This is a genomic window from bacterium (assembly GCA_035529855.1).
Lineage (GTDB): Bacteria > RBG-13-66-14 > B26-G2 > WVWN01 > WVWN01 > WVWN01.
The window spans coordinates 1-2828 of sequence record DATKVX010000127.1; the positions used below are offsets into that span (position 1 = coordinate 1).

Genomic DNA, 2828 nt, shown 5'->3' on the forward strand with positions numbered 1-2828 from the left:
CGTCGAGGCCGACGGTACGTTGGGCGACAAGCTGGTCTTCCGGTTGGACGAGCGCGGCCGCGTTAAGTACGCCTTCTTCGAGAACGACCCCACCAACGTACTGATGAGAGTTCCGTGGTATGGGGCCGCGCCGTTTCACCGGTTCGTGCTGGGCGCGTGCCTGGTGCTCTTTCTGTCGGCGATATTCACGTGGCCGGTGGGCTGGTTGTTAGGCCGCCGCCGGCAGCGCGCCCGCGACCCGCTCCTCGCGCGCGTGGCGCGATTTTGCGCGTGGGGGTTGAGCTTTTTGAACGTCGTTTTCCTCGTCGCCGTCGTGACGTATTTCCTGGGGTTGGCGGATGCACCCTACGGCGTGTCGGCCGGTTTGAAAGCGGCGTTGGCGCTTCCGATCATTACCACCATAGTGGCCGTAGCTGTCGTCGTCCTGGCCGTCGTGGCGTGGGTCAAGGGGTTCTGGCGCGTCCCCGGCCGCGTGCACTATGCGCTGGTAGCGGTGGCCGCGGCGGCGTTCGTACTGTGGTTGAATTACTGGAACCTGCTGGGTTTCAAGTATTAACGCGTTGGCGATTTGCTCGCCGGTTAGGGCGCGGGCTGGCGGCGTGACCCTAGGCAACCGAATTAAAAAGACGGAGGTATCATGAAAACGTTTGCTAATTTTGTTACGGCGGCCTTGGCCGTAGGCGTCGTCATATTTGCAACGGCGGCCTTCGGCGCCGAACCGCCCCCGGCCGCGGCGGCGCCGACGGGCGTTTGGGCCGACCCCCTCGAGGTGGAGGCCTTCGTCGACGGCGTGATGGCGGAACAGCTCAAGTCTTACCACATCCCGGGGGCGACGGTCGCGGTCGTAGCCGACGGCGAGCTTCTCTTCGCGAAAGGGTACGGCTACGCCGATTTGGCGACGCACCGGCCCGTAGTCGCGGACCGGACCCTCTTTCGCCTCGCCTCGGTATCCAAGCTCTTCACCTGGACCGCGGTGATGCAGTTGGTGGAGAAGGGCAAGCTGGACCTCAACGCCGACGTAAATGAATATTTGGGCGATCTCCGGATACCGCCGGCCTTCGGCAAGCCGATAACGTTGGCAAATCTCATGACGCACTCGTCGGGTTTCGAGGATACGCCTACCGACGTATACGTAAACCGCGCGAAGGACCTCAAGCCCTTGGCAACGTACATAAAGGGAGACGTTCCGGCGCGTATTTACCCCCCGGGCGAGGTTCCGGCCTACTCGAATTACGGTGCCGCGCTGGCCGGCTACATTGTGGAAAGGGTCGCGGGCGTACCGTTCGAGCGATACGTGGAGCAACATATCTTCGAGCCGCTGGGTATGGGGCGCAGCACGTTCCGCGAGCCGCTGCCGGCCGCGCTCGAGCCTGACGTGGCGGTGGGGTACAAGTATGGTGACGGCCTCTTCGAGCCGCAGGACTTCGAATGGCAGCAGCAGTATCCCGCGGCCTCGCTAAGCGCTCCGGCGACGGACATGGCGCGCTTTATGTTGGCCCATTTGGAGGACGGCCGCTACGGCTCGAGCCGCATTCTGGGGGAGGCCGCGGCCCGCGAGATGCACCGACACCTCTTCACCGCCGACCCGCGCGTAAACGGCTGGGCCCACGGCTTTACGGAAATGACGCTCAACGGCGAACGCGTCATTTGGCACGGCGGCGATACCATTCACTTCCATACCGCCCTAGCGTTGTTTCCGGAACACGACGTCGGCGTCTTCGTCTCGTACAACAGCTTCGACGGCGCCTTCGCGCGCCTCGATTTATTGTACGCGTTCGCGGACCGGTATTTCCCCGCGACCAAGAAACCGGCGCCTGAGCCCGGGCCGGGGGCGGCCCGCGCCGCGGCGCCCTATGCCGGTTCTTACGTAATATCACGGCGCGTTTCCACCCGCCTGCTGAAGTTCATGACATTTTTATACCCGCCCACGGTAAAGGTGACGCCGGACGGGTATCTGCTCGCCCCGGGCGGGTTGGGCCGGCCGCCGTGCCGATACGTGGAGCTTGAGCCGGGGACGTTCCGCCGCGTCGAGGCCGACGGGACGTTGGGCGATAAACTGGTCTTCCGCGCGGACGAGCGGGGCCGGGTCAAGTACGCCTTCTTCGAGAACGACCCCACGAACGCGCTGGTCCGGGTTCCGTGGTATCAGGCGGCGTCGTTTCACCGCTTCGTGCGGGCCGCGTGCCAGGCGCTCTTCCTGTCGGCGATATTCATCTGGCCGCTGGGCTGGTTTCTAGGCCGCCGCCGACAACGCCCTCGCGACCCATTCCTCGCGCGGCTGGCGCGACTGTGCGCGTGGGGGTTGAGCTTTCTAAACGTCGTCTTCGTCGTTATCGTGTTGCGCTTCTTCGACCCGGTGGGCATCCTCTACGGCTTGCCGGCCGCGTTAAAGGTGGCGCTGGTGATTTCAATCGTTACTACGGCGTTGGCCGCAGCTGTCGTCGTCCTGGCCGTCGTGGCGTGGGTCAAGGGGTTCTGGCGCGTCCCCGGCCGCGTGCACTATACGCTGGTAGCGGCGGCCGCGGCGGCGTTCGTGCTGTGGTTGAATTACTGGAACCTGCTGGGCTTCAGGTATTAACGCGTTGGTCGCCTGGTTGCGGGGTACGGCGCGGGCACGCGCGAAGGCGAGCGAGCAGTATTTGCAATAGAGCCGGCGTATGGCGACCGAAGGCAACAAACGGAGGTATCATGAAAAAGCTTGCGAACGTTAATATGGCGGCCTTGGCCGTGGTGGCCGTAGTAGTAGTCCTCGCGACGGCGGCCTTCGGCGTCGAACCGCCCCCGGCCGCGGCGGCGCCGACGGGCGTTTGGGCCGACCCGCTCGAGGT

At 64.5% G+C, this 2828-nt stretch carries 2 protein-coding genes; both read left to right on the forward strand.

The window, feature by feature from the left end:
* A partial coding sequence (locus VMX79_12645; protein HUV87946.1) for a hypothetical protein occupies window positions 1–556 on the forward strand: 556 nt, incomplete at its 5' end.
* 81 nt (window positions 557–637) lie between these two features.
* Entirely contained in the window at window positions 638–2578 is a 1941-nt protein-coding gene (locus VMX79_12650; protein ID HUV87947.1) for a serine hydrolase domain-containing protein, read from the forward strand.
* Window positions 2579–2828: the final 250 nt, after the last annotated feature.

Excerpts from the sequence above, each read along its gene's own strand:
- VMX79_12650 (HUV87947.1), top strand. The coding sequence starts at position 638 with ATGAAAACGTTTGCTAATTTTGTTACGGCGGCCTTGGCCGTAGGCGTC.